Annotated in this window: 21 protein-coding genes and 1 pseudogene; 6 read left to right on the plus strand and 16 right to left on the minus strand. The window is 67.1% G+C overall.

The genetic code is table 11. The features are described 5' to 3' along the window. Genes AC1RJ5_RS15850 through AC1RJ5_RS15860 form a run of 3 tightly spaced genes read right to left on the minus strand, consistent with a single transcriptional unit; the run spans position 1 to position 4,797 of the window. Complete coding sequence (locus AC1RJ5_RS15850) at positions 1-2,466, minus strand: glycoside hydrolase family 3 protein (RefSeq protein WP_493114298.1); 2,466 nt, start codon at positions 2,464-2,466, stop codon at positions 1-3. A 43-nt stretch (positions 2,467-2,509) separates the two neighbouring features. Further along, positions 2,510-4,033: an ABC transporter permease/substrate-binding protein gene (locus AC1RJ5_RS15855; RefSeq protein WP_342249545.1), complete on the minus strand. Its 1,524-nt coding sequence runs from the start codon at positions 4,031-4,033 to the stop codon at positions 2,510-2,512. After that, positions 4,030-4,797 (minus strand): ATP-binding cassette domain-containing protein, encoded by a 768-nt coding sequence (locus tag AC1RJ5_RS15860; RefSeq protein WP_493114300.1) that lies wholly within the window; start codon positions 4,795-4,797, stop codon positions 4,030-4,032. The genes AC1RJ5_RS15855 and AC1RJ5_RS15860 overlap by 4 nt, the downstream gene beginning before the upstream one ends. A gap of 55 nt (positions 4,798-4,852) precedes the next feature. On the opposite strand from AC1RJ5_RS15860, the gene AC1RJ5_RS15865 reads away from it, so the two are divergent. Beyond that, positions 4,853-5,632 (plus strand): SDR family oxidoreductase, encoded by a 780-nt coding sequence (locus AC1RJ5_RS15865; RefSeq protein ID WP_269573110.1) that lies wholly within the window; start codon positions 4,853-4,855, stop codon positions 5,630-5,632. A gap of 3 nt (positions 5,633-5,635) precedes the next feature. Here the strand turns inward: AC1RJ5_RS15865 and AC1RJ5_RS15870 are convergent. Continuing rightward, positions 5,636-5,932, minus strand: a pseudogene (locus AC1RJ5_RS15870) (4a-hydroxytetrahydrobiopterin dehydratase); the annotation flags it as partial. A gap of 38 nt (positions 5,933-5,970) precedes the next feature. On the opposite strand from AC1RJ5_RS15870, the gene AC1RJ5_RS15875 reads away from it, so the two are divergent. The 3 genes from AC1RJ5_RS15875 to AC1RJ5_RS15885 are packed head-to-tail and all read left to right on the plus strand — an operon-like array spanning position 5,971 to position 7,561. Then, positions 5,971-6,363 carry a metallopeptidase family protein gene (locus AC1RJ5_RS15875; protein WP_269573108.1) on the plus strand — a complete coding sequence of 131 codons (393 nt, stop codon included), beginning with the start codon at positions 5,971-5,973 and terminating at the stop codon, positions 6,361-6,363. Further along, on the plus strand, positions 6,360-6,926 hold the full coding sequence (ccmA, locus tag AC1RJ5_RS15880; protein WP_493114303.1) for a heme ABC exporter ATP-binding protein CcmA: 567 nt from the start codon (positions 6,360-6,362) through the stop codon (positions 6,924-6,926). Before AC1RJ5_RS15875 ends, ccmA begins: the two co-directional genes overlap by 4 nt. Continuing rightward, a complete protein-coding gene (locus tag AC1RJ5_RS15885) occupies positions 6,923-7,561 on the plus strand; it encodes a heme exporter protein CcmB (RefSeq protein WP_493114305.1) in 639 nt (212 codons plus the stop codon). The genes ccmA and AC1RJ5_RS15885 overlap by 4 nt, the downstream gene beginning before the upstream one ends. Positions 7,562-7,771: 210 nt before the next feature. On the opposite strand, the gene AC1RJ5_RS15890 is transcribed toward AC1RJ5_RS15885, so the two are convergent. The 12 genes from AC1RJ5_RS15890 to coxB form a co-directional block, all read right to left on the minus strand. Continuing rightward, positions 7,772-8,068: a hypothetical protein gene (locus AC1RJ5_RS15890; protein ID WP_269573105.1), complete on the minus strand. Its 297-nt coding sequence runs from the start codon at positions 8,066-8,068 to the stop codon at positions 7,772-7,774. Continuing rightward, positions 8,068-8,940, minus strand: coding sequence for a class I SAM-dependent methyltransferase (locus AC1RJ5_RS15895; protein WP_184164008.1), 873 nt, complete (start codon positions 8,938-8,940; stop codon positions 8,068-8,070). The genes AC1RJ5_RS15890 and AC1RJ5_RS15895 overlap by 1 nt, the downstream gene beginning before the upstream one ends. Positions 8,941-9,036: 96 nt before the next feature. After that, complete coding sequence (gene thrC, locus AC1RJ5_RS15900) at positions 9,037-10,428, minus strand: threonine synthase (RefSeq protein ID WP_493114308.1); 1,392 nt, start codon at positions 10,426-10,428, stop codon at positions 9,037-9,039. A gap of 131 nt (positions 10,429-10,559) precedes the next feature. Further along, positions 10,560-11,180 carry an SURF1 family protein gene (locus tag AC1RJ5_RS15905; protein WP_493114310.1) on the minus strand — a complete coding sequence of 207 codons (621 nt, stop codon included), beginning with the start codon at positions 11,178-11,180 and terminating at the stop codon, positions 10,560-10,562. Next, positions 11,180-11,539, minus strand: coding sequence for a DUF983 domain-containing protein (locus AC1RJ5_RS15910; RefSeq protein ID WP_493114312.1), 360 nt, complete (start codon positions 11,537-11,539; stop codon positions 11,180-11,182). The genes AC1RJ5_RS15905 and AC1RJ5_RS15910 overlap by 1 nt, the downstream gene beginning before the upstream one ends. Before the next feature lie 43 nt (positions 11,540-11,582). Beyond that, the gene (locus tag AC1RJ5_RS15915) at positions 11,583-12,416 is read right to left on the minus strand and encodes a cytochrome c oxidase subunit 3 (protein WP_269573101.1); all 834 of its coding nucleotides are present in this window, start codon (positions 12,414-12,416) and stop codon (positions 11,583-11,585) included. Between the two features lie 80 nt (positions 12,417-12,496). Beyond that, on the minus strand, positions 12,497-13,063 hold the full coding sequence (locus AC1RJ5_RS15920; protein WP_184164023.1) for a cytochrome c oxidase assembly protein: 567 nt from the start codon (positions 13,061-13,063) through the stop codon (positions 12,497-12,499). Beyond that, positions 13,060-13,227: a cytochrome c oxidase system small membrane protein gene (locus tag AC1RJ5_RS15925; RefSeq protein ID WP_269573100.1), complete on the minus strand. Its 168-nt coding sequence runs from the start codon at positions 13,225-13,227 to the stop codon at positions 13,060-13,062. The genes AC1RJ5_RS15920 and AC1RJ5_RS15925 overlap by 4 nt, the downstream gene beginning before the upstream one ends. Beyond that, positions 13,224-14,126: a heme o synthase gene (locus AC1RJ5_RS15930; RefSeq protein WP_184164029.1), complete on the minus strand. Its 903-nt coding sequence runs from the start codon at positions 14,124-14,126 to the stop codon at positions 13,224-13,226. The genes AC1RJ5_RS15925 and AC1RJ5_RS15930 overlap by 4 nt, the downstream gene beginning before the upstream one ends. A 70-nt stretch (positions 14,127-14,196) precedes the next feature. Continuing rightward, positions 14,197-15,084, minus strand: a complete 888-nt coding sequence (locus AC1RJ5_RS15935) for a pepsin/retropepsin-like aspartic protease family protein (RefSeq protein WP_493114316.1) — start codon at positions 15,082-15,084, stop codon at positions 14,197-14,199. Between the two features lie 169 nt (positions 15,085-15,253). Next, the gene (ctaD, locus tag AC1RJ5_RS15940; RefSeq protein ID WP_269573098.1) at positions 15,254-16,933 is read right to left on the minus strand and encodes a cytochrome c oxidase subunit I; all 1,680 of its coding nucleotides are present in this window, start codon (positions 16,931-16,933) and stop codon (positions 15,254-15,256) included. A gap of 1 nt (position 16,934) precedes the next feature. Further along, positions 16,935-18,020: a cytochrome c oxidase subunit II gene (gene coxB / locus AC1RJ5_RS15945; RefSeq protein WP_446745962.1), complete on the minus strand. Its 1,086-nt coding sequence runs from the start codon at positions 18,018-18,020 to the stop codon at positions 16,935-16,937. Positions 18,021-18,198: 178 nt separating this feature from the next. Between coxB and pyrE the strand changes: the two genes are divergently transcribed. Together pyrE and AC1RJ5_RS15955 are read left to right on the plus strand one after the other, a co-directional pair. Further along, complete coding sequence (gene pyrE, locus AC1RJ5_RS15950) at positions 18,199-18,780, plus strand: orotate phosphoribosyltransferase (protein ID WP_269573096.1); 582 nt, start codon at positions 18,199-18,201, stop codon at positions 18,778-18,780. Position 18,781: 1 nt separating this feature from the next. Then, positions 18,782-19,510, plus strand: a complete 729-nt coding sequence (locus tag AC1RJ5_RS15955; RefSeq protein ID WP_342249533.1) for a pyridoxine 5'-phosphate synthase — start codon at positions 18,782-18,784, stop codon at positions 19,508-19,510. The last annotated feature ends 3 nt before the right edge of the window (positions 19,511-19,513 follow it).

Raw genomic sequence — 19,513 nt, forward strand, 5'->3', positions numbered from 1 at the left:
TCACTTCGGCGTACCCGGGCAGATCGAGTTGGCGGGATCGGAGACGATCCGCGCGTCGGACAGGCTGAACACCAGCGGATCCGAAGCGGTCACCACCACCGGTGCCGACACCGCGTTCATGTCGGTCCCGTTGGTCTGGTAGCATTTGAGCAGGATCTTCACCGTGCGCCAGGTGCCGGTCTCGCCGGTGAACAGGCTGGTCGCATCCAGGCCCTTGCCATTGCCCATGCCGAGCGTCACCGGCCCGCTCGCCGCGCGATCGAGGCGGTAGGTGAGCGCGAGCGACAGGTCGCCATTGGCTTCGCGGCCAAGGTTGATCGGCGCGCCGCCGCCGATGCTCAGCCGCGCCTGGCCACCGGTCCAGCTCAGCTGCTGCGCGCCTTCCTGGGTCTGGGGCCCGTCGATCGGCGCGCGGGTGATCTTCGATTCGGTGGCGAAGGAGAAGGGCTTGGGCGTCACGCCCTTGGCGAAATAGACGCTGGTGTTGAGCGACGACGCATCGAAGCCCGGATCCTCGCCCAGCAGGGCGACCTTGCCCGGCTTGGCGTAGCTCAGGCCATAGCCGAGCGCGAACAGCGGGTCATAGCCCGGCTTGCCCTTGTTGAGGGTGAACTGGCCGGCGGTCTTGGGCCAGCTGAACGACAGCGTGCCGTTGAAGTCCTTGCGCGGCTTGCCGGCCTTGTCGCCGATAATCACGTCCGCCACGCCCGCGCCTTCACTGCCCGGCAGCCAGGCGGCGACGAACGCGTCGGAGGCGTTGATCTCCGGGTTCACCCAGAGCGGCCGGCCCGAGAGGAACACCGAAACGGTCGGCACGCCGGCGGCCTTGAGCTTCTTGAGCAGGGCCAGCGCCTGCTTGTCGCCGGGCTGGAATTCCAGCGTCGGGATATCGCCGCGCATTTCGGCGTAGGGCTGCTCGCCGAACACGACGATCGCGACATCGGGCTTGGCGGTGAAGCTGCCGTCCGCCGAAAGCGTCGCGGTGCCGCCGCCTGCCTTCACCGCTTCGGCAATGCCCGAGAAGATCGTCTGGCCGTTGGGGAACATCGAATTGTCGTTGCCGTCGCCCTGCCAGCTCAGTGTCCAGCCGCCGGTCTGCTGCGCCATCGAATCGGCGCCGGGGCCCGCGACCAGCACGTTGGCGGAAGCCTTTACCGGCAGCACGCCCGTGTTCTTGAGCAGCACCAGCGACTTGGCGACGGCCTCGCGGGCGACCGCGCGGTGCTCGGCATTGCCCAGCACCCCGGCCTTGCCTTCATAGGGGCGGGCCGGATCGAACAAGCCGAGCTTCGCCTTGACGCGCAGGATGCGGCGCACCGCATCGTCGATGCGCGCCATTGGGATTGTGCCGTCCTTGGCATGACGGACGGTGCTCTCGAACAGGCCCTTCCAGCTGTCCGGCGCCATCGCCATGTCGAGCCCGGCATTGAAGGTCTGGGCGCAGTCCTCCTTGGTGCAGCCCGGCACCTGGCCATGGCCGTTCCAGTCGCCGACGACGAAGCCTTCAAAGCCCATCCGGCCCTTGAGCACATCGGTGAGCAGCGACTTGTTGCCGTGCATCTTGGCGCCGTTCCAGCTCGAATAGCTGGCCATCACGGTGAGCGTGCCCGCCTGGATCGCCGGGACATAGCCCTGCGCGTGCGTCTTGATGAGTTCATCCTCGGAGACGCGGGTATCGCCCTGGTCGACGCCCTCGAAGGTGCCGCCATCGCCGAGGAAGTGCTTGGCCGAAGCCGCGACCAGCCCCTTCTGGATACGATCCCTGGTGCCGGGTTCGCCCTGCAGCCCTAGGATCATCTCGCCGCCATAGGAGCGGACCACCGCAGGGTCCTCCGAATAGCCTTCATAGCTGCGGCCCCAGCGATCGTCCTGCGGCACAGCGAGGGTCGGGCCGAACGCCCAGTCGGGCCCGGTCGCGGCGGTTTCTTCCGCGGTCGCCTTGCCGATGCGGCGGATCAGCGCGGGATCGTGCATCGCGCCGAGCCCGACATTGTGCGGGAAGATCGTCGCGCCGATCACGTTGTTGTTGCCGTGCACCGCATCGATGCCGAAGATCAGCGGGATCGGGGCATGCTTGCCGCGCGGTTCCATCGCGACGGCGCGGAAGGCCTTGGCGGTCTCCACCCAGGGGGCCTGGGGCGAACGATCGGGCGCGCCGATCGGCGGCGAGCTGCCCCCGGCCAGGATCGAGCCGAGCGGATATTGGCGCAGCTCCTCGGGCTTCATCGCGCCGATATCGGCCTGGATCATCTGGCCGACTTTCTCCTCCAGCGTCATTTGCGCCATCAGATCGGTGATGAATTTCTCGGTCGCGGGATCGACCAGACCCTGCGAGCCGGCGGTCGGCCATTTGGCGGGATTGGCGACCTGTTGGCCAGACAGCGTTGTCGGTGCGTGCTGCGCAAAAGCGGGCGAAGCGGCCCAGATCATGGTGGTCGACAGCAACAGCTTCAGGCCAGGCCGCATTTCACTCTCCTCTTTTCTTGTATCTGGTAGCGATAACAGAAGTTCATCGGGCGAGTCCACGCTCCAGCCAGCGCGCGGCTTCGTCGGGACTTGATTTGTTACTGTCGCGATCGACCATATAGTTTGCCTCGCGCATCCGCTCGACCGGGATCGCGCCGATCAGCGGGCGGAGTGCGGCCTGGAAGCGGACATCGTCGCCGCGCTTCGGGGTGAGCAGCAGGATCGCGTCATAGCCGGGGATCGCGCCCTTGGGATCGCTGAGCACCGCCAGCTTGTCCGCCGCGATCCGCCCGTCGGAGGAGAAAGCGGGGATCACGTCCGCCGTGCCGCTCGCCAGCGCGCGGTACATGAAGGTCGGCTGATAGGGATGGGCGGATTTGAAGCTCAGGCCATAGGCCTTCTTCACCGCCGCCCATTCGGGCCGCTCGAGGAACTCGACATCGGTGGCGAGGCTGAGGCTGCCGGCGATCGGCGCGAGGTCGGCGATGCTGGCGATGCCGCGCTTCCTGGCATCGTCGCCGCGCATCGCAAATGCATAGGCGTTCTCGAAGCCGAGCGAGCCGAGCAGGGTGACCCTGTGCCTGTCCTGCGCCCATTTGGCGACGCCGGCGACGATCGCGTCGCGCGGCGGTACGTCGCTGCGGCGCATCTCGTTGGTCCAGATCGTGCCCGAATAATCGACATAGACGTCGACATCGCCGCTCGCGAGCGCGCTGAACGCCACTGCCGATCCCAGCCCCTCGCGGTAGCGGACCTTGTAGCCCGCCGCCTCCAGCCGATGCCCGATCAGCCGGGCGAGGATATATTGCTCGGAGAAGCCCTTGGCGCCGATCGTCACCGTGCCGCGTGCCGAGGGCAGGGCCGGGACGAGCGCCACGGCAACCGCGACCAGCAGGGTGCCGAGGCTTGCCCAGGCCAGCGCGCGCCTGCGCCTGGCAATGCCATATTCCGCCAGTCCGAGCAGCCCGTCGACCGCCAGCGCCAGGCAGGCGGCGGCGATGCAGCCGGTCAGAACCAGCGACCAGTTCTGGGTCTGCAGCCCGGCGAAGATCAGGTCGCCCAGGCTCGGCTGGCCGACGGTGGTGGAGAGCGTCGCCGCGCCGATCGTCCAGACCGCGGCGGTGCGGATGCCGGCCATCAGCACCGGCAGCACCAAAGGCGTCTCGACCAGCCACAGCTTCTGCGTCGCGGTCATGCCGACGCCGTCCGCCGCCTCGATTACCGCCGGGTCGATCGTCGCGAGCCCGGTCACACCGTTCCGCAGGATCGGCAGCAGCGCGTAGAGCGACAGCGCGAGCAGTGAGGGCAGGAAGCCCAATGCCGGTATCCCGCCGCCGACCAGCGAGGAGAGCGAAAGCAGGATCGGGTAGAACAGCGCGAGCAGCGCCAGGCTGGGGATCGTCTGGACCAGGCTGGCGAAACCCAGAGCGATCCGCCCCACGAGGCGGTTGCGCGCGGAGAGCACGGCAAGCGGCAGTGCGATCACCAGTCCGAGCAGCAGTGCCGCCAGCGCCAGCAGCAGATGCTGGGCGAGCAGCTCGGGCACCCGGGCGAGCGCGCCGCTCACGGCTCGAGCTCCGCCAGCCGGTGCGCCTGCGCGCGGGGTACCGCGACCAGTGCATCCGCTGCCGCGCCGCCCTTGCCGGCAAGCAGGTCGCGCGGGGTGGCATCGGCGACGATGCGGCCCTTCTCCATCACCAGCACGCGATCGGCGAGCAGCAGCGCCTCGGCCATGTCGTGGGTGACCAGGATCGTCGTGAGCCCCATCCGGTCGTGCAGCGCGCGGATCGCCTTGCCCAGGCCGTCGCGCGTCACCGGATCGAGCGCGCCGAACGGCTCGTCCATCAGCAATATGCCCGGTCCCGTTGCCAGCGCCCGCGCCACGCCGACGCGCTGGCGCTGCCCGCCCGAAAGTTCATCCGGCATCCGCGTGGCCATGTCGGCCGGCAGCTCGACGAGTTCCAGCAGCTCGGCCACGCGCCCGGCGCTATCCTTCTCGCCCGCCAGCCGCAGCCCGATCGCGACATTCTCCCCCACTCGCATATGGGGGAACAGCCCGACATTCTGGAAGACATAGCCGATCCGCCGGCGCAGCTCGGGCGCGGGGCCGGCATCCACCGGCTCGCCGCCGACCAGCACCGCGCCTTCGCTCGGTTCGATCAGCCGGTTGACCATCTTGAGCAGGGTCGACTTGCCCGAGCCCGAGGCACCGACCAATGCGACGAAGCTGCCCGCCGCAACCTCCAGCGATATGCCATCGACGGCCTTCACGCCCCCGGGCCAGACCTTGCTGACATTTTTGAAGGTAACGGAGCGGCTTTGCTCTGGCATCGTGCAGCGTTGTGCGAGATGAAATGGCAAAGGTCAAAAAAGGGAGAGTGGGGCAATGGCCAAGGCGGCATTCATCACCGGCGGCGCGTCGGGTATCGGTCTGGCGGTGGCGCAGAGCCTGGCGGCGGATGGCTGGCTGGTAGGATTGGCCGACGTCAACGCGGACGGCCTCGAAGCGGCAAAGGCGACAGTCCCTGGCGCCGAGACCTATGCGATGGATGTGCGCGACCGCGATGCCTGGGTGAAAGCGCTGGCCGATTTCGCAAGCAAGAGCGGCGGCCGGCTCGACTTCCTGTTCAACAATGCCGGGATCGCGGTGGGCGGACAGCTCGAGACGATGTCCGATGCCGACATCGAGCGCGGCCTGGCGATCAACATCAACGGCGTCGTTCATGGTGCCCGCGCCGCGCACGCCCTGCTCAAGGCAACGCCGGGGTCGGCGATGATCATCACCAGCTCGGCCGCCGGCATATCGGGCAATGCCGGCATGTCGATCTACAGCGCCGGCAAGTTCGCGATGCGCGGCTTTGCCGAGGCGCTCAACGCCGAATGGGGGCATGAGGGCATCTATGTCGGCTCGCTGATGCCGAGCTTCATCGACACGCCGCTGCTCAACCACGTCACCCAGGACTCGAACCGCAACGTGCGCGAATCGGTGACTGCTGCCGGGCTTGAGATCACCCCGGTGAGCGAAGTGGTGAAGACGGTCCGCCACATGCTGGATGTGCGCAAGGACGTCCATACCCGGGTCGGCAAGACCGCCCACCGGCTCTGGTTCATGCAGCGCTGGATGCCCGGTACGCTGCGCAAGCTGCAGCGTCGCGCGTTCAAGTAACGCTCAGAGCAGCGCGTCGATCTGCTGCGCCATCTGGATGTCGCGGGTGGAGAGCCCGTCGGCGTCATGCGTGGTCAGCAGGATCTCGACCTTGTTCCACACATTCGACCATTCGGGGTGATGATCGGCCTTTTCGGCGATCAGTGCTACGCGGGTCATGAAGCCGAAGGCCTGGTTGAAATCCCGGAACTCGAACTTGCGGGTGATCGCATCGCGTTCCGCGTCCCAGGTCCAGCCGGGCAGCGCGGCGAGCGATTCCTCGCGAAGTCCATCCGTCAACCGCGCAACCATCACTGCCTCCTTGCCGTAGCTCCGTTCCCCGGCCTATTCCGGGCGACATGACCGGGCAAGCCCCAGACGCCGCCATTATCGAGCGCCTCGCCCGCGCTGCCCTTGCGCGCATCCCTGAGCCCTTCCAGGGCTATCTCGCCGACATCGTGCTGGTGATCGAGGACTTCGCCGATGACGAGACGCTCGACGCCATGGGCATCGAGGATCCGTTCGACCTGACCGGTCTGTATCGCGGGCGCCCCGTCGGCGAGAAATCGGCCTGGGACGGGGTGACCATGCCCGATGAGATCCACCTCTATCGCCGGCCGCTACTCGACGAATGGGTGCACACCGGGGTGACGCTCGAATCGCTGGTCAACCACGTCGTGGTCCACGAGGTCGGACATCATTTCGGCCTGTCCGACGACGACATGCACGCGCTGGAAGACTCGGCCGAGTGACCCGCCTTGCCCTTGAAGGGGTGGCCTGCCTGCGTGGGGGGCGGTTGCTGTTCGAGGGGCTGGACCTGGTGCTGGCGCCGGGTGAGGCGGCGTTGGTCAGCGGGCCCAATGGCGTCGGCAAGTCGAGCCTGATCCGCATCGCCGCCGGCCTGCTCGCGCCCGCCGCCGGCAGCGTCGAAGTCGAGGGCGACCGCGCGCTGATGGCCGAGGCGCCGGCGCTCGATCCCGAACTCCCGCTGGGCAACGCGCTGGGCTTCTGGGCCGGGCTCGACGGCAGGCGCGACGCGGTGCCGGACGCGCTGGCCGCGGTCGGGCTCGCCGACCTTGCCCGGGTGCCCGTCCGCATGCTCTCCACCGGCCAGCGGCGGCGCGCCGCGCTGGCACGGGTGGTGGCGGGCGGGGCGCCGATCTGGCTGCTCGACGAGCCGGCCAATGGGCTGGATGTGGCTTCGGTGGCGTTGCTCGAGGGGCTGATTGCCGGCCACCGTGCCGCCGGCGGCATCGCGCTGGTCGCCACCCATCTGCCGATCGCACTGCCTGATGTCCGCGAGGTTGCGCTGTGAGCGCCTATGCCGCGATCGTCTGGCGCGAGCTGCGGCGGGCGTGGAGCACCGGCGGACTGGCGCTGCCTGTCGTGTTCTTCCTGCTCGTTGCGATCCTTTTCCCCTTTGCGGTCGGCCCCGATGGGAAGCTGCTCGCCCGCATCGCGCCGGGGGTGATCTGGGCGGCGGCGCTGCTCGCCGCGTTGCTCCCGGTCGAGCGGCTGCTCGCGCCCGACCTGGAGAGCGGGGTGCTCGACCAGCTGGCGGTGCGCGGGCTGCCCGATGCCGGGATCGCTGCCGCCAAGGTCGCCGGGCACTGGCTGGGCTTTGCGCCGGCACTGCTCGTCGCGACGGTGATCGCCTCGGGCCTGCTCCAGTTGCCCGGCGATGCGCTGGTGCCGCTGCTGCTTGCGCTGCTGATCGGCACGCCGGGACTGGCCGCGCTGGGTGTTGCCACTGCCGCGCTCGTCGCCGGGCTGCGCGGGGCAGGGGCGCTGGCGGGGCTGGTGATGCTGCCCTTCGCCGTGCCGCTGCTGATCTTCGGCGCTACCGCCGAGCAGCCCGGCGCGCTCAAGCTGCTCGGCGCGGTGAGTTTGCTGCTGGTGGCGGGCTGCCCGTTCGTGGCGGGGGCGGCGGTACGAATGGGGCGGAACTAGATCCGTTTTGGAAGTACACGAAGTACAGGCCAAGCGCGGTTTTTGCGGTCCTTATTCTCCAGCAGGCGCGCGTGTCGGATTGCGCCCTTGGTGGCGTCCTATCTTTCCAACCGGTTGAAGCGCCTGGCGGTCAATATTGGCTGAGGGTGCCGTCCTGCAAACCTGTTCCCCGGCTTTCGCCGGGGAGCGGTTTAGGCAAATGGCGCTAGCTCAGGCCTCGGGCGGCAGCTCGTCGCCATAGACGACCATCGCCGAGCCATCCGCCAGCGCATCGGCGGCGGCTGCGCGCAGGACCGGGTCCTCGGTCGCGCCCGGATCGGCGACTTCCATGCCCTTTTCCAGCCGGACCAGCATCCAGCCGGTGCCGAGCGCGACACCGGCGGCCTTGGCCTGCGCCTCCTCGAAACTGTCCGCCGAGACATAGATCAGCATGGCGTGGCGCCCGCCGGGGCGGCGGCCCTCGACGGTGTCCGCCACCGCGGTCGCCAGGAATACCGAGAGGCCCATCAGCCGCGACTCCAGCGCGCGAAGATCGCGGTCGGCAGTTCGAGCCCGCGCGCTTCCTCGCGCACCGCCAGCTCGCCGCATTCCACCTTGCCCGGCAAGTGCGACACGTGCTGGCGCAGCAGCTCGCCGATCGCCAGCGCCGACATGCGCACGGCATAGACGGTGAGGAACAGGAAGCGAGAATTGGCATCGAGCAGCTTCGTCGTGTCGGCGATCAGGCCGGGCAGGCCCTCTTCCAGCTTCCACACTTCGCCGTTCGGCCCACGGCCCCATTTCGGCGGATCGAGGATGATCCCGTCATAGCGCCGTCCGCGCCGCACTTCGCGCGCGGTGAACTTGGCGGCGTCGTCGATCATCCAGCGGATCGGCAGGTCTTCCATGCCCGACAGCGCGGCATTGGCCTTGCCCTCGGCCACCGATTTCTTCGAGGCATCGACATGGGTGACCTTCGCGCCCTTCGCGGCCATCGCCAGGCTGCCGACCCCCGTATATCCGAACAGGTTCATGAACTCGGGCGCGTCCATCCCGTCGATCTGCGACCGCATCCAGTGCCAGACCGGCGACATGTCGGGGAAGAAGGCGAGGTGGCGGAAGGGGGTGTTCTGCGCGGTGAAGCGCACTTCCTCCCAGCGCAGCGGCCAGCCTTCGCTCGGCACCGGCTTGGTGAAGTTCCAGCGGCCGCCGCCATCTTCGTCCGCGCCGGGCACGAACTCGCCATGCGCATCCCAGTTTTCGGAGGCGGGCGCCCACATCGCCTGCGGCTCGGGGCGGATGAAGCGATATTTGCCGTAGCGCTCGAGCTTGCGGCCATGGCCGCTGTCGACCAGCCCGTAATCGGCCCAGGGCTCGCCGGTGAGAGTGATGAGGTCCATGGGGGGTCTTTAGAACGCAACAAAACGCCCGTCATCCCCGCCGGTATTCACCCGTGCAGTTCCCCGGCGAAAGCCGGGGCCCAGGGAGCCAGACGATCAGCCGCGCGGCTTGGCGCGCTCGGCGATATAGGCGCGCACCGCGTCGAGCGTGCCGGGCAGCACGTCGTAGCGCTCCTGCCGCTCGAACAGGTCGCCCACGCGTGCCGGCAGCGACGGGCGGATGCCGGTGGCGCGCTCGACGGCGTCGGCGAACTTGGCCGGGTGCGCGGTCGCCAGGGTGACGACCGGAACATCGGCGGGGATGTCCGCGCGGCGCGCGGCGGCGAGGCCGATCGCGGTATGCGGGTCGATCACCTGCGCCGCCTCGGCCGAGGCCCAGCGCATCGCGGCGTTCATTTCGTCCGGGGTGATCCGGTCGCTCGCGAAGATCTTCGCGGCACCTTCGGTCTGGGCATTGGTCAGGCGCATCGCCTTGCTCGATTCGAAGCCGGCCATCTGCTCGGCGACGCTGCCGCCGGCGAGATCGGAGAGCAGCCGCTCGAAGTTGGAGCTGACCTGGATGTCCATGCTCGGCGCGGCGGTCGGCGTGACGGTGCCCGCCGAATAGTCGCCGCTCGACAGCGCGCGATGGAGGATGTCGTTGACGTTGGTGGCGACGACCAGCCGCTCGATGGGGAGGCCCATGCGCGCCGCGACATAGCCGGCGAAGACGTCGCCGAAATTGCCGGTCGGCACCGCGAAGGCGACCTTCTGCGCCGGCGCCCCGAGGCGGACGGCGGCGTAGAAATAATAGACCACCTGCGCCATCAGCCGGGCCCAGTTGATCGAGTTGACCGCGCTCAGGCGGAAGCGGCCGGAGAAGTCGGCGTCGTTGAACAGCGCCTTCACCATCGCCTGCGCGTCGTCGAAGCTGCCCTCGATCGCGATGTTGTGGACGTTGGGCGCCAGCACCGTGGTCATCTGGCGGCGCTGCACGTCGGAGACGCGGCCCTTGGGGTGCAGCATGAAGATGTCGACGCCGTGCCGCCCGGCGACCGCGTCGATCGCGGCGCTGCCGGTGTCGCCCGATGTCGCGCCGACGATGGTCAGCGGCTCGCTGCTGCCGGTCAGGAACTTCTCGAAGAGCAGGCCGAGCAGCTGGAGCGCGACGTCCTTGAAGGCGAGGGTGGGGCCGTGGAACAGCTCGAGCAGGAAGTGGCGATGATCGAGCTGGGCGAGCGGGGTGACCGCAGCCTGGGAGAAGCGGCCATAGGCCTGCTCGCACAGCGCGCGGAGCTCGTCCTCGCTGAGGTCGTCGCCGGTGAAGGGCAGCATCACGCGGACCGCGGTCTCGACATAGGACAGGCCCTTGAGGCCTTCGATCTGCTCGCGGCTGAAGCTCGGCCAGCTGGCCGGAACATACAGACCGCCGTCGCTCGCCAGGCCGGCGAGCGTCACGTCACGGAAGCCAAGCAGCGGCGCAGCGCCTCGGGTGCTCTGATATTGCATGAGGGCGGGGCCTAGCGGGGAGCGGGGAGGGGGACAAGATAGGCTATGTTTAGGCGGCTCTCGTCGTCGAGATTTGAGACGCGTTATGCAACTGGACCCCGGCCTTCGCCGGGGAACTGAAAGTGCGTTGGTCAGGCTTTCGGCTTCTGCCGCCAGCGCAGCGCGAGGACGTAGATCACCGAGGCGATAAGCGCGAACAGGAACCATTGCACCGCATAGGAGAGATGGTTGTTCGGCACACTCGACAGGTCGGGTTTCGCGGTCGGTTCGAGGCCCGGCGCGGCGCTTTCCGAAATAAGCATCAAATGCTTGGGTTCGCTGTCGAACAGGCCGGCAAGCAGCGGGCGGTGATCGGGAGCATGGGTGATCGTGCCCGTCACCTGGCCGCCGCTCCATGTGGGAAAGAATGTCGGATTGGCCGCCACGCCCATATCGACCAGCAGTAGCGGGCCCTCCGCGCCGGTGCGGCACCGGGCGATATGGCGATAGCCATTGGTGCCCTTGATCGAGCGCCCGCCCTGGGGTTGCCAGTCGATCACTTCGAGGCAGAAGGCATCGGCGCGGCGGAAGAGATTCTCGTCTCCCACTGGGAGGCGCGGAAAGGCCATTTTCGGCTTGCCGAGATTCTGCGCATAGAGCTGGAGCGCGGCGAGCTTCGCGCTCCGGCGCTCGAGTTGCCAGATGCCCAGGCCGATCATCGCGGCGACGGCGAGCGCGACGATGATCGTCGGGATCAGCGGGAAACGCGGCATCATTCCTCCCGAACGCGCCCTTCGCCCGCGCGGTTGCGATATTCGAGCGCGAGCAGCAGCCCCTTGGAGAAGCGCAGCGACAGGATCACCAGCGCGGCGGTGATCGGAATCCACAGCAGCGCATGGATCAGCAGGCCGGGCTGGAAAGTGAATTCGACCCAGAGCGCCAGTCCGGTGACCAGTGCGCCGATGCCGAGGGTTAGGAACACCACCGGCCCGTCGCCCACGTTGAACCGGGTGAAGTCGAGCCCGCAGGCACCGCATTTGTCGGCAAAGCCGGCGAAGCTGCGGAACAGCGTGGCCGCCCCGCAGCGCGGGCAGGCGCCCCTGGTCCCCGAAAGGATAGGGGGAGGCGACACCGGGCCGCCTCCCCCTGGATTATCGTTGGTCGTGTCGGTCACGTCAGCCGTGGACCGGCGCGCCCCAGCCGCCCCAGACATAGATGGAGGCGAAGAGGAACAGCCACACCACGTCGACGAAGTGCCAGTACCAGGCCGCCGCCTCGAAGCCGAAATGCTGCTTCGGGGTGAAGTCGCCCTTGTACGCGCGCACCAGGTTCACGATCAGGAAGATCGTGCCGACGATGACGTGGAAGCCGTGGAAGCCGGTCGCCATGAAGAAGGCGCCGCCATAGCTCGAGCCGCCCTCGCTCGCCGCCTTGAAGGGGAAGGGAGCCTCCATATACTCATAGGCCTGGAAGAAGCTGAACGAGATGCCGAGCAGCACCGTCAGCCACAGGCCCTTCTTGAGCCCCTCGCGATCGCCGTTGATCAGCGCGTGGTGCGCCCAGGTCACGGTGCAGCCCGAGCAGAGCAGGATCAGCGTGTTGAGCAGCGGGAACTGCCAGGCGTTGAGCACTTCCATGCCCTTGGGTGGCCATTGCCCGCCGACTGCCTCGACGTGCGAGGGGAAGAGCGAGAAGTCGAACCAGGCCCAGAACCAGCCGACGAAGAACATCACTTCGGAAGCGATGAACAGGATCATGCCGTAGCGCAGGTGGAGCTGCACGATCGGCGTGTGATCGCCGGCATGCGCTTCCTGGATAACCTTGGCCCACCAGCCGAACATGGTGATCGCCACGAGCGCGAGGCCCGAGAAGAAGACCAGATAGGCGCTCGTGTAGCTGTGCATCACCATGATGCCGCCGATGGCGAGCACAAAGGCAGCAAATGCACCGAAGAGCGGCCAGATGCTGGGTGGAAGGATATGGTATTGGTGGTTCTTTGCCCCGGCCATCGATCTTCCCTGTCCTAAGCTTTTGCTCGGAGCTTAGGGCGCGAATTCGCTTCCCGCAACAACCCTCGTGCCTGGCGGATTCAGGATCCGTGCGCGGTGGCCGCCGCTGCCTTCACCGCGGGCGATTCGGACGGGTAGAAAGTGTAGGACAGGGTGATTTCCTGCACGTCGCGCGCATCCGGATCGTCGAGGATCTTGGGATCGACATAGAAGATCACCGGCATGCGCACCGTCTCGCCGGGCTTGAGCGTCTGCTGGGTGAAGCAGAAGCACTGGATCTTGGTGAAATATTTGCCGACGAAAGTGGGGGTGACGTTGAACGTCGCCGTGCCGGTCACTTCATGGTCGCCGGTGTTGGTGGCGGTGAAGAACGCCATGTCGCGCCCGCCGATATCGATCGTGTCCGATCGGCGTTCGGGCTGGAACTTCCAGGGAATGCCCTTCGCCACGTTCGAATCGAAGGCTACGGTGATCTTCTGGCCGACGCTGCCCGGCGCGCGCAGTCCGCGCTGGGTGGTGCCGTTCAGGCCCGTCGCCTCGCAGAACATCCGGTAGAGCGGTACCGCCGCGAAGCCGAGCCCGGTCATCGAACACACGCCGATGCCGGCGAGGATGGCGACGCGCAGGTTGCGGCTCGGCCACTTCATCCGGCGTGGCCCAGCTGGATCTTCACGATCGAGATCGCGAACACCAGCACCACGAACAGCCCGAGCAGCACCGCCATCACCACGGCGCGGCTGCGCTGGCGGGCGCGGACCAGTTCGGCCTCCTCGAGCGGAGTCGCGGGAGTCTGGATCAGATCATCGGTCATGCGAACCACCTGTCGATAACGAGCGCGCCGAAAACGACGAACAGATAGAGGATCGAGAATTTGAATAGCCGCTTCTCGGGCGCCATGTCGTCATCCGGCCCGGTGCGGCGGATCGCCACCTGCACCGCCATGGCGAGGAACAGGCCGGACATAACCGCGGCGGTGATCCCGTAGATCGCGCCGGTGAAGCCGAGCGGCCAGGGCGCGGCGGCGCACAGGATCATCGGGATCGTGTAGAGCCCGATCTGGATGCGCGTCGTGCGCTCGCCCGCCACCACCGGCAGCATCGGCACGCCGGCATTGGCGTAGTCGGTCTTCACGAACAGCGCGAGCGCCCAGAAATGCGGCGGGGTCCACAGGAAGATCAGCGCGAACAGCAGCACCGGCATGGTGCTGACATCGCCGGTCGCCGCCGCCCAGCCGATCATCGGGGGGAAGGCGCCGGCGGCACCGCCGATCACGATGTTCTGCGGCGTCCGGCGCTTGAGCCAGATCGTGTAGACGAACACGTAGAACAGGATCGAGGCGGCGAGGATCAGGGTCGCCGCCAGGTTGATCGCGAAGTACATCAGCACGAGGCTGAAACAGGCCAGCCCCACGCCGAAGTGCAGCGCCGACTGGCGGTCCATCCGCCCGGCCGGCAGCGGGCGCTTCTGCGTCCGCTTCATCTTGGCGTCGAGATCCGCCTCGTACCACTGGTTGAGCGCACCCGCCGCGCCCGCGCCCAGCGCGATGCACAGGATCGCGGTGAAGCCGAGAATCGGGTGGATGTGCGCCGGCGCGGCAAGCATGCCGCAAAGCCCGGTGAAGACGACAAGGGTCATCACCCGCGGCTTGGTCAGCGCGAGGAAGTCACGCCAGTCGGCGGGAAGCGAAACGGTGGCGGCGGAAGTGCTCATGGTCGTGCCACCGGCTATAGGACAGCACGAGCCGGCGGCAAAGTGGACGATTTGACCCCCGCTGGGCCGTTCAGTGTTTCACCGCGGTATCGAGCGGCACGGCGGGCCTGGGCGGCACCGGCGGCTCGCCGATCCAGGCGAGGCCGCGCGCCAGGTCCAGCGTCACCACCCAATTGCGCAGGAAGGGCATGCCGAGATTGCCGTCCATGATCATGTCGGGCGTGAAGGCGTCCGGCGTGGTCGCGCGGATGTCGCCGAGGATCTCGAAATCTGCCGGCTGCTTGCCTTCCACCGCCGGGTCCATGCCCACCAGCCCGGCGATCGGCTTCGAAGCGAGCACGGTGCCGCCATTGCCCGAATCGAGCTCGAACCAGAGCGTGCCCTTCTTCGACGGCACCGCGGCCATCACCGCCAGCGCGCCGCCATCGACTTCACGCTTCAGCCGGATGCGCAGCGGGCGCATCTTCGCGATTCGCGCGGCACGGCTTGCCTCCGATTCGAGCGTCATCACGCCTGCGGCGAAGTCGAAGGTCACGGTACGGCCCTCGAACAGGTTGAGCCCGATGATCCCGTCGAGATCGACGTCCTTGGGGTTGAGCTTGCCCATGTTGATAAGGCCGAGGATAGGCGGCTTGAGCGTTGTCCCGGCCACCATGATCGGTACGGTCTCTCCGCAATGCGGCCCATCATGACGGGTGCCCATCATGTTGTAACCGGTCAGCCGGCCCCAAGGTTCGCATCCCGCGCGCTTTGCGCTTTCCGGCGAGACGAGGGTGATCCCCGCACCGGTGTCGAGCAGGTAGAGCCCCTTCCTGCCGCCAACCTCGGCTTCCATTGCCCAGCGGGTGCGCCAGGGCTTCATCTGGATGACTGCGTCGGGCGCCGCGGGGGCCTGTTGCGCTTCGGCGGCGGGGATGGCGGCAAGCAGCAGCGCGAAGGCGGCGGGCAGGAACTTCATCTTCTGTCTCCCTGTGGTCCCGGGCATCGTTTCGATATCGCATCTTTCGCGATGATGAACTTTCGGCCGCGTCGCGACCAGATCCGCTCCTCACGCGACAGGGACGAAACGAAAGCGCCCCGGAAGTCTCCTCCCGGGGCGCTTCGCATTGTCAGCCTTTCGGCGCTGCTCAGTGGTGTCCGTGATCCTCGATCACCGGCAGCGTCTCGAACTGGTGGAACGGCGGCGGGCTGGATAGCGTCCATTCCAGCGTCGTCGCGCCTTCACCCCAGGGATTGCCCTCGGCCTTGCGGCCGGCGACGAGCGCCCAGATGATGTTGACGAAGAACAGCACCATCGACGCGGCCATGATGAAATAGCCGATCGTCGCGACATGGTTCCACAGCGCATAAGCGTCCGGATAATCCGGATAGCGGCGCGGCATGCCCTGCAGGCCGAGGAAGTGCATCGGGAAGAACAGGATGTTCACGCCGAGGAAGAAGAACCAGAAGTGCAGCTGGCCGAGCAGCTCGCTGTACATCCGGCCCGACATCTTCGGGAACCAGTAGTAGAAGCCGGCAAACAGCGAGAACACCGCGCCGAGCGACAGCACATAGTGGAAGTGCGCGACGACGTAATAGGTGTCCTGCATATAGTCGTCGACGCCGCCGTTCGCGAGCACCACGCCGGTGACGCCGCCCACGGTGAACATGAAGATGAAGCCGATCGCCCAGACCATTGGGGTCTTGAAGCTGATCGAGCCGCCCCACATCGTCGCGATCCACGAGAAGATCTTCACGCCGGTGGGCACCGCGATCACCATGGTGGCGGCGGTGAAGTACATCTTGATCGTCACCGACATGCCGGTGGTGAACATATGGTGCGCCCACACCACGAAGCCGACCAGGCCGATCGCCACCATGGCATAGGCCATGCCGAGATAGCCGAACACCGGCTTGCGGCTGAACGTCGCGATGATGTGGCTGACGATGCCGAAGCCCGGCAGGATCATGATGTACACTTCGGGGTGGCCGAAGAACCAGAACAGGTGCTGGTACAGGATCGGGTCGCCGCCGTACTGCGGATCATAGAAGGCGGTGCCGAAGTTGCGGTCGGTCAGCAGCATGGTGATCGCGGCGGCGAGTACCGGCAGTGCCAGCAGCAGCAGGAAGGCGGTGATCAGCACCGACCACACGAACAGCGGCATCTTGTGCAGGGTCATGCCCGGTGCGCGCATGTTGAAGATGGTGGTGATGAAGTTGATCGCGCCCAGGATCGAGCTGGCGCCGGCAAGGTGGAGCGACAGGATCGCCATGTCGACCGACGGCCCGGGCTCGCCATAGGTGGAGAGCGGCGCATAGACCGTCCAGCCCGTGCCCGCGCCGATGCCGACGAAGGGCGAGGCGAGCAGCAGCAGGAAGGCCGGGATCAGCAGCCAGAACGAGATGTTGTTCATGCGCGGGAACGCCATGTCCGGCGCGCCGATCATGATCGGCACGAACCAGTTGCCGAAGCCGCCGATCATCGCCGGCATGACCATGAAGAACACCATGATCAGGCCGTGCGCGGTGATCAGCACGTTCCAGAAGTGCATGGCGTCGTCGAACTTGGTCTCGTTGCCGTGCAGGAAACTCAGCCAGTAGGGCAGGTACTGGATGCCGGGCTCGGCGAGCTCGACGCGCATCAGGCCCGAGATCGAGCCGCCGATGATGCCGGCGACGATCGCGAAGATCAGGTAGAGTGTGCCGATGTCCTTGTGGTTCGTCGACATGAACCAGCGGGCGAAGAAGCCCGGCTTGTGATCGGCATCATGGTGATCATGGGCATGGTCGTGCCCGTGATCATGCGCGTGGATGGCGGTGTCGGTCATCTCAGTTGCCCGTCGTGTTGCCGGCGGCGGCATTGGCGGCCGGCGCGGTCTCGTTGGTGGCGGCCGGTTCGGCGGCGGCGTTGGTCTCGGCAGCCGGCGCGGCCGCGTTCTGCGCGGCTTCGGCGGCTGCGGCAGCGGCAACCTCGTTCGGCATGGTGCCGCCCTTCGACTTCACCCATTGGGCGAATTCGGCCGGCGACACGGCTTCGACCGCGATCGGCATATAGGCATGGCGCGCGCCGCACAGTTCGGAGCACTGGCCGAAATAGAGGCCGGGCTTCTCGATGATGAAGCTGGTCTCGTTGAGCTTGCCCGGCACCGCGTCGAGCTTGATCCAGAAGGCGGGGACCGCCCAGCTGTGGATCACGTCCTGCGCGGTGGTGACCAGGCGGATCGGCACGCCGACCGGCAGCACGACGCGGGTGTCGGTCGCCAGCAGGCGGGGGCCGTCGGCATCGGTGCGGAAGCGCTCGCCCTTGCCGACCTGGCTTTGCTCCTTGAGCATGTTCGCGGTCAGCTGGATGCCGCCATTGTCCGGATATTCATAGCTCCAGAACCACTGGTTGCCGATCGCCTTGAGGGTGATCGCATCCTTCGGCGCCGGCTTGAACTGCGCGGCGAGCAGGCGGATCGAGGGCACGGCGATCGCGATCAGGATCAGCACCGGCACCAGCGTCCAGACGATCTCGATCGGCGTGTTGTGGGCGGTCCGGCTCGGTGTCGGATTGGCGGCGCGGCGATAGCGGACGATCACCCAGAGCAGCAGGATCAGCACGAAGATCGAGATGATCGTGATCAGCGGCAGCAGCACCACATTGTGGAACCAGTGCGCTTCGCGTCCGGTAGGCGTCACCTGCGGCTGCAGCGAGATCGCATCGGCGATCGGCTGGCCGATGCCCGGGGCCGCCTTGGTCTTCGGCTTGCCTGCGGCATCGAGTGTGGGATCAGCAATAGCGGGAGTCGCGACCGCCGCCGGAGCGGCGGTGTTGGCGACCGGTGCCGCGGCATTTGCGGCGGGCTCCTGGGCGGATGCGGGCGTGGCGAACGCCATCCCCGCCGCCAGGAGGATCGAAGTCAACCCAAGCATGCGCATCGTCTATCTTCACCCTGTTCCGCAAGAGCCCCGGGCTGGGAAAGGATTACCCCCAGTGCAATCGGGGTATACGAGTCATGCATCCATTCTCAACCCTTTTTGATCGGCCGTTGCGGTCGATAGAGGCTGGTCCTAAGGGAAATCGACAATCCCGGGAATGATGGAGTGAGCATTGGAAGGCAACGCAGTTCTGGATGAGTTTCGTGCTGCAGGTGCGTTGCTCGAAGGTCATTTCATCCTGTCTTCCGGGCTTCGTTCGCCCATCTTCCTGCAAAAGATGCGTATTTTCGAGGACCCTGCGCGAACCGAGCGTGTGTGCAGTGCACTAGGAAAGTTGATTCGCGCGTCGTTCGGCGAAGTCGACATGGTCGTCTCGCCCGCGATCGGCGGAATCATTCCCGGCTACGAGACGGCGCGGGCACTTGGCTGCAAGGCCGTGTTCGTTGAGCGCGAGGACGGCGAATTCCAGCTGCGCCGCGGCTTCGAGATTCCCGAAGGTGCGCGGATCGTGATGGTCGAGGACATCGTAACCACGGGCCTGTCGTCGCGCGAATGCATCGCCGCGATCCGCAAGCATCCCGGAAACCTGCTCGGCGCCGCCTGCATCGTCGACCGCTCGAACGGTACCGCGGACGTCGGCGTGCCGCTCGTCTCGCTGCTCAAGATGGACGTGCCCGCCTATCCGGCCGACCAGCTCCCGCCCGAACTGGCCGCGATTCCCGCGACCAAGCCGGGCAGCCGCGCGATTGCCTGAGGTGGGCGGTCCGCTTCGCCTGGGCGTGAACATCGATCACGTCGCGACCGTGCGCAACGCGCGCGGCTCGGGCTATCCCGATCCGGTGCGCGCCGCGCTGCTCGCGGTCGAGGCGGGCGCCGATGGCATCACCGCGCACCTGCGCGAGGATCGCCGCCACATCACCGATGACGACATCGCCCGGCTGGTCGACCAGCTGACCGTGCCGCTCAACCTCGAGATGGCGGCGACCGAGGAGATGCTGGCGATCGCCCTGCGCGCGCGTCCGCACGCGGTGTGCATCGTGCCGGAGAAGCGCGAGGAGCGGACCACCGAGGGCGGGCTCGATGCCGCCGGGCTGCACAACCATCTCGCGCCGATGGTCGAGAAGCTGCGTGCCAATGGCAGCCGCGTCTCGCTGTTCATCGAGCCCGACGAGCGCCAGATCGACGCGGCGCTCCGGCTGGGCGCCCCAGTCGTCGAGCTGCACACCGGCCGCTATTGCGAGCTGGAGGAGGGCGCGCGCGAGGCTGAGCTCAAGCGCATCGCCGATGCCGCCGCGCTGGCGGTGAAGGCGGGGTTGGAGCCCCATGCCGGCCACGGCCTGACCTTCGACAATGTGATCCCGATCGCGGCGATCCCGCAGATCATGGAGCTGAACATCGGGCATTTCCTGATCGGCGAGGCGATCTTCGATGGCCTGGCACCGGTGATCCGCCACATGCGCGCGCTGATGGACGCGGCGCGGTGAAGT

The sequence above is a fragment of the Sphingomonas sp. GW822-FHT03G08 genome, assembly GCF_058801135.1.